Genomic DNA, 6000 nt, shown 5'->3' with positions numbered 1-6000 from the left:
GGAGCCGATCGGAAACATTCCTCCCGTCGAAGCCGAGCAACGCTACTACGCTATGCTGGACGACGTCCCACTGGCTGCCTAATTTAAGAAAACTGGCCTCCGGCAATCCCGGTGCGGTTCAGCCAGGCCATGCGACGGCGATCTCGGGGGAGGGTACTCACTGCGCAGGTAGCTTCCTTCGAAAACGGCCAGCGCCGCCAGTTCGTCGAAATGCAGAATGCGAAGCTGCTTTTGATTAAGATCGACAAGCCCCCGCTTGCGTAGTTCCTGCAGAGTGCGGTTGGTGTGGACCTGCGTTAGTCCGCACGCTTCGGAAATCTGGGTTTGCGTGAGAGGGAAGGGACAGGTTGTGTCGTCACAAAGGCCGGCCATCTGCTGGCGAACAAACAGTTCGCAGAACAGATGGCTGATGCGTTCAAGGGCATTGCGTTGCCCCAACATGGCAATCCACCGCCTTTGGATAGCGAGTATTCGAAGATGCCCCGCCCAGAAAGGCGTGGCAAATTCCTGTCGGTGGAGTAAAGTCTCTTGCAATTCGCTGGTGCCGATCTCGCCGACTGCAACCTCGGTCAGCGCCGTCAGCGTGCAGTCTGCCGGGCGAGAGGCCACGCTTCCTAAATTACACATATCGCCTTGAATGGCGAGGCCGACGATTTGGCGGCGCCCGTCGGGTAGTTGCAGGGCTTGCTCGATCCAGCCCTTGAGAACCACTAGGATTCCGGATGGCGTTTCATGTTCTGAGCACAGTATCTGACCGGGCTGGAATGTCCTCAGAGTCTTCTTTGCGGCGACATCTGCAAGGATCCCGGTTTGCGCCCGCAGCAGACGTATTTGCACCGGTGATACCATCTCTCTCGTCCTGTTGCCCCGCATGCGTTGCACCATCGAACGACTGTCGCATGCATTCACATAGATCAATAAATGCCCGTCCCTGCTCCGGCCTGGCCTAATTTGCCCGCATCTGATCGTTTTTAGCGCGCACAACCGGCAATTATGGTGTTTTTAAAGGGATCGTTTCCGCGATTTCTGTAGCTCGCCCTCGAGCAAGCCGATGGCGTTCCGAGAATCGCGCCTGCTACTCCACTGAACAGTCAGCAAGAATTTCCAGCGGCTTTAACGCATGTGAATGAACAAAGAAAACCGACAGCCCAATGACATCGTCCCCAAACCTTCTGGAGCCCGTCACGGCGTTGTCCTTGCGTCTGTCCGCATTCGTCCATCTTACGAGCGAGGACCGTCTATTGCTGTCGCAGGCTCTGGAGAAGCGCACCCGAATTGTAGCGCCACGCCAAGACATCATACGCGAAGGAGAAGAGCCTCATTACGTCCACGTTATCCTGGAAGGCTGGGCTCAGCGCTACAAGCAATTGGCTGATGGCAGGCGCCAGATCCTGTCTTTCTTTATCAATGGCGACCTTTGCGACACGAATGTCTTTATCCTTAAGGAAATGGATCATTCGCTCTCGGCCGTGACGAGCGTTCGTTTGGCGGAGATCGGGCAGCAGGAGTTTCAGACGCTCATGGATCGCTCGCCCAGGATTGCCCGCGCGCTTTGGTGGCACGAGTTGGTGACCGTTGCAATTCAGCGCGAGTGGACGACCAGCATCGGCAGGAGAACTGCATACGAACGTATCGCCCACTTGTTTTGCGAAATGTATGTTCGTCAGCAGGTCGTGGACATGATCGAGGACGGTAGCTGCGAATTTCCGCTCACCCAGGCGGAAATTGCCGAAGCGACAGGCCTGACCCATGTCCATGTTAATCGCACAGTTCAGGAGATGCGTCGCGACAATCTGATCGAATTGCGCAACAAGCGGCTTTTGGTAAAGGATTTGCCTTCGCTCATGTCGGTGGCTCTGTTCAACCCTAATTACCTGCACCTCGACAGGAGGGAAAGGCAGCTCGGCTTCAATGGTTGAATGGCCGGGCATCAGCAGCGCCGACACAATGATGTCATCGCTTTCGCGCGGCGCATGGAGTGATGTCGGCCTGCCCGATCCGCACCGATGGCCCTCTCGATTGCAGGCCATGGTTGATCTGATCGCCGCTTCACCGCAGCCCATGGCGATATTGTGGGGAGACCGCCGCGCGAGAATTCACAATGATGCCTACGAAACGATGTTTTGCGAAGGCATGTTCGCCCAACTCGGGACTAGCGGCCGTGCAATGCCACTGGCACCGGGAGAAAGCCTTATGCATGAACTGGCTTTCAACGGTACCGCAAGTAGCTTGCACGACGTACTTCGTCCTTGTGAGCCGGGACTGATACGCGATGCAATTCCAGTTGACATCACCTGCTCACCGCTCCCTGACGAGGCAGGAGGCATTACGGGAGTTTTGCTGGCTTTCCTGTTCCGCGGCCACGCAGACAAGCCCGGTGAAGAGAATATCCTCGCGCAAAGTCGTGCCCGTCAGGAGGGGTTGCATAGTCTGCGAAATGCCTTGGGTGTCGTCCGAATGATTATCCGCAGAACAATGTCGGCCAGCCTAAACCGCGAAACAGCGCTGATGCACATGGAAGGTCGGATCGACGCCTTCTCCCGCATCCAGATGGCGATTGGAACGGCTGCGGGGGCTCGCGGTATCTATCTGGCCGATGTGATCGGGGATGAACTTGCGGTGCATCTCGCGCGCGATGGCGAGGCTTTGGTGCTTGCGGGGCCGGAACTTGAGCTTTCCTTCAAAACCGCAGAGATGCTGGCCCTTGCCTTTCATGAGTTGGCCACAAACGCCGTCAAATATGGGGCCTTGTCAGTCGAGGACGGCAAAATATCAGTGACTTGGGCCGTGCAGCGCCGCAGCAGGGTGCCATGGTTGATACTGGACTGGAAAGAAAGCGGCGTTTTTTCGGTGAAAAAGGGGCAGGGCGGGTTCGGTACGGAGCTTTTATTGCTGTTGCTGCCCGATGAACTTGGTGCGGTTACCGACTTGGACTTCCAGTCCGATGGCCTGGAATTCCATCTCGAGCTGCCTCTTCAAGGTGGGCCTTTCAGGCCGTGATGATCGCATCAAGTTCACCCGCCAGCCGATCCACCCGTATGGGTTTTTCGTAACGCGGGATGCGGGAAAACCGGGTGGGGATCGCGCCGCCATCGTAGCCTGTCGAAAAAAGAAAAGGAACATGATCTGCGAGCAACTCGTCCGCAAAAGAAAATACCGATTGCCCCTGCAGATTGATATCCAGCACCGCAGCATCGATTGATCTTCCCGATCGATACTGGGCCTCGCCCTTATCCACAGAAGCAAAGGGGCCAAGGACTTCCATACCAGCGTCCTCAAGCACTGCCGAAATTTCGCTTGCGATGAGGTACTCGTCCTCGAGAACAAGAACGCAATAAGGGGGGTGGGTCAAGCTTGAGCGCCTTCTGATCAGATTTTTGCCGCCGCACATGTTGGCAGACAAGAGCAGTTACCTCTCGATAATCTACCCATGATTGAGGTCTGCATTGATGTATCCCATGTCCGCAATTCGCCCATCGCAGGTTTTGCACCATCCGCGGTTTTTCAAGGCCTTTAGTGCACACCGGCGGTGCCGTGTACCCGCGCTGGATTTCGCGGTCGTACTCGGCGCCTTTCCTTGGCCTGCATTGCAGAATGGCTCGAGCAATGTTTTGGCACCATGGAAAACGCGACGGCACGCACCTTAGCGAAAAGTCCCAGGCTCTGTCGTTTTGGCACAGGCTTACCGTTTAGCGTACTCAGGATAGGATCGGCTTTCAGTGGAATGCGGTCCGTCCGCGATGGGGTTGAATCGCGTTGTTTTGGTGCAACTGGCCCGGTCGATGACCTGTGCGGATCGTACGATGCCAGGATGCTGACACGACGAAGGCATCTGCAACGATACGCGCATGACTGTGTTGGTTGCAGGAAGCATGAAGAAAGGACGAATGATGGCGCCTGAGCCCGATCAAAGTCACCAGCGTTCAAATGAGAACCGTGGCGGAAAAAAGCTTAATATTATTCTGACGGGAGCCGTGGCTCTGGTGGTGGTGTTGGCGGTTGGTGTGATGTGGGCCGGCGCAGACACCACCAAAAGACCAGGGGCCGATCCGGGAAGTACGCAGCACGCGCCTGCCGATTGATCTGACGCTCGCTATCATGCCCATCAGATGGGAGACTGTTGCGCAATAGACTTCTTGCCTCCGAGTTCTCTGGTTCGATCTGAAGGTCGCACATGGTGAGGCCAAGTCGCTGCCCTTGAATGCGAAAGGCGCTGATATGACCTTCATGCGGCCAGGCCCCCCCCCTGCAAAGGTATGCCGGCTGGCATTGGCGTAGATTGAGTGTGGCATCGGAACTCTGGGAACATGGCGCGGTCGTGTCGATGGAAACGCGCTGGCGATGATCGCGATGGAGCGAAAAGACGATTTAGACCGTGTGTTCCGGCATTTTTCCGGAAATGAGCGGCGCTTATGCCGTTCAGGCCGGCTCCGGTGGCAAAAGCGCAAGCTTGGAGTGGCTCCAGCAAATCAATTCGAGGATTACGTTGTTATGAACAGCCATTCAGATCTCTTTGCTCCGCTCCGGATCGGTGCCCTTGAAGTGCCAAACCGCGTGCTCATGGCACCGTTGACCCGAAACCGTGCCCATGCGGATGGAACGCCTGCAAATTTCGCCATCGCCTACTATCGACAGCGGGCGTCGGCGGGGCTCATCATTTCTGAAGCCACGCAGATATCTGCGATGGGCAAGGGTTACATCGATACGCCCGGTATCCACAGCAAGGCGCATGTGGAAGGTTGGAAGCCTGTCATTGAGGCCGTCCACGCGGCCGGGGGGCGAATTTTCTGCCAGCTCTGGCACGTCGGGCGGATCAGCCACACGTCTCTTTTGCCGGAAGGAAGGTCCCCCGTTGCCGCCAGCGCCATCCGCGCCAAGGCACAGACCTTCACCGCCGAGGGGCCCACCGATACCTCGCAGCCTGAGGCTCTAGATGCCGATGGAATTGCCGCGACGCTTGACGATTACGAGCGTGCCGCCCGATTTGCCATGGAAGCTGGCTTCGACGGCGTGGAGGTCCATTCAGCAAATGGGTATCTGCTCGACCAGTTTCTTCAAGATGGTACCAACCACCGTGACGATGATTATGGTGGCTCAATCGATAATCGTCAGCGGCTGCTGCGCGAAACGCTGGACCGGGTTCTGTCCGTATTTCCCGCCGATCGGGTGGGAGTTCGCCTTTCGCCCCTTGGGCAGGCGAACGACATGAGTGACAGCAATCCGGAAGCCACCTTTTCCCTTGCCTATCATATGCTTGGCAAGCGCAATCTCGCGTATCTCCACGTGATCGAACAGTTTACAGGACAGGATACAGGAGAGCATGAGCGCGCGTTGCTGAAGCGCTTACGCGCGCATTATGACGGGGTTTATATTGCCAATGGCAATTACGATGCGGACCGCGCCGCTGCCGCGATCATGGCAGGGGATGCGGATGCGATAAGCTTTGGCCGGGCTTTTATTGCCAACCCCGATTTGCCGGAGCGCCTGCGTGTCGAAGCTGAGTTGACAAAACCTGATCAGGCAACGTTCTATGGCGGCGGGGTCAAGGGATACTCCGATTATCCCTTTCTTGCGCCCGACCATTGACCCGGTTGGGTGATATGCAGGCCATGCGCCGTTCGTTATTTTTGCTTGATACAGTGTATCTGCGTGCCCTGGTCTGTCATCTTGCCGAGCTTCGACTGCTTTACGGCATCCACAATGCTATCGTTGCAAATTCAAATGCCAGGGTGAGCCAACCTGGCTTGCTCGCCCGCGCGCACCGATCGGAGTTTAGCATTGAGAATAAAACGCTGTTCCATCGGCTTCCTGATGAAATGACACGATTGGGAACTTACGGGTGTGGTTTGTGCAGGCCTGTCGCACAAGGGAAGGGCACTGCGCGACGTTCCGGCTTGAGATGGAAATAATCACCGCTCATGCTCGCATCTCAGCGCATATAACCTTCAAATGAAATTTCGGGTCCGTAAACCTGGCCCCGTACGACGAGCCGCGCCCCGG

General features: G+C 56.6%; 6 protein-coding genes. 4 read left to right on the top strand and 2 right to left on the bottom strand.

Annotation, left to right across the window (positions count from 1 at the left end):
* Positions 1 to 78 precede the first annotated feature (78 nt).
* Entirely contained in the window at positions 79 to 849 is a 771-nt protein-coding gene (locus AC3EC3_RS17245) for a Crp/Fnr family transcriptional regulator (protein ID WP_488490831.1), read from the bottom strand.
* A gap of 347 nt (positions 850 to 1196) precedes the next feature.
* Here AC3EC3_RS17245 and AC3EC3_RS17240 point away from each other — a divergent pair, with 347 nt between their 5' ends.
* Positions 1197 to 1919, top strand: coding sequence for a Crp/Fnr family transcriptional regulator (locus AC3EC3_RS17240; protein ID WP_260929193.1), 723 nt, complete (start codon positions 1197 to 1199; stop codon positions 1917 to 1919).
* Positions 1912 to 3000 carry an HWE histidine kinase domain-containing protein gene (locus tag AC3EC3_RS17235; RefSeq protein WP_488490830.1) on the top strand — a complete coding sequence of 363 codons (1089 nt, stop codon included), beginning with the start codon at positions 1912 to 1914 and terminating at the stop codon, positions 2998 to 3000. The genes AC3EC3_RS17240 and AC3EC3_RS17235 overlap by 8 nt, the downstream gene beginning before the upstream one ends.
* Here AC3EC3_RS17235 and AC3EC3_RS17230 read toward each other — a convergent pair.
* Positions 2990 to 3352, bottom strand: a complete 363-nt coding sequence (locus tag AC3EC3_RS17230) for a response regulator (RefSeq protein ID WP_488490829.1) — start codon at positions 3350 to 3352, stop codon at positions 2990 to 2992. The two genes, AC3EC3_RS17235 and AC3EC3_RS17230, sit on opposite strands and share 11 nt — an antisense overlap.
* A 496-nt stretch (positions 3353 to 3848) precedes the next feature.
* Here AC3EC3_RS17230 and AC3EC3_RS17225 point away from each other — a divergent pair, with 496 nt between their 5' ends.
* The gene (locus tag AC3EC3_RS17225; protein ID WP_260929198.1) at positions 3849 to 4082 is read left to right on the top strand and encodes a hypothetical protein; all 234 of its coding nucleotides are present in this window, start codon (positions 3849 to 3851) and stop codon (positions 4080 to 4082) included.
* A 259-nt stretch (positions 4083 to 4341) separates the two neighbouring features.
* On the top strand, positions 4342 to 5586 hold the full coding sequence (locus AC3EC3_RS17220; RefSeq protein ID WP_488490828.1) for an alkene reductase: 1245 nt from the start codon (positions 4342 to 4344) through the stop codon (positions 5584 to 5586).
* Positions 5587 to 6000: the final 414 nt, after the last annotated feature.

The organism is Novosphingobium sp. BAM6 (assembly GCF_057784955.1).
This window is presented reverse-complemented; position numbering and strand designations above follow the sequence as displayed.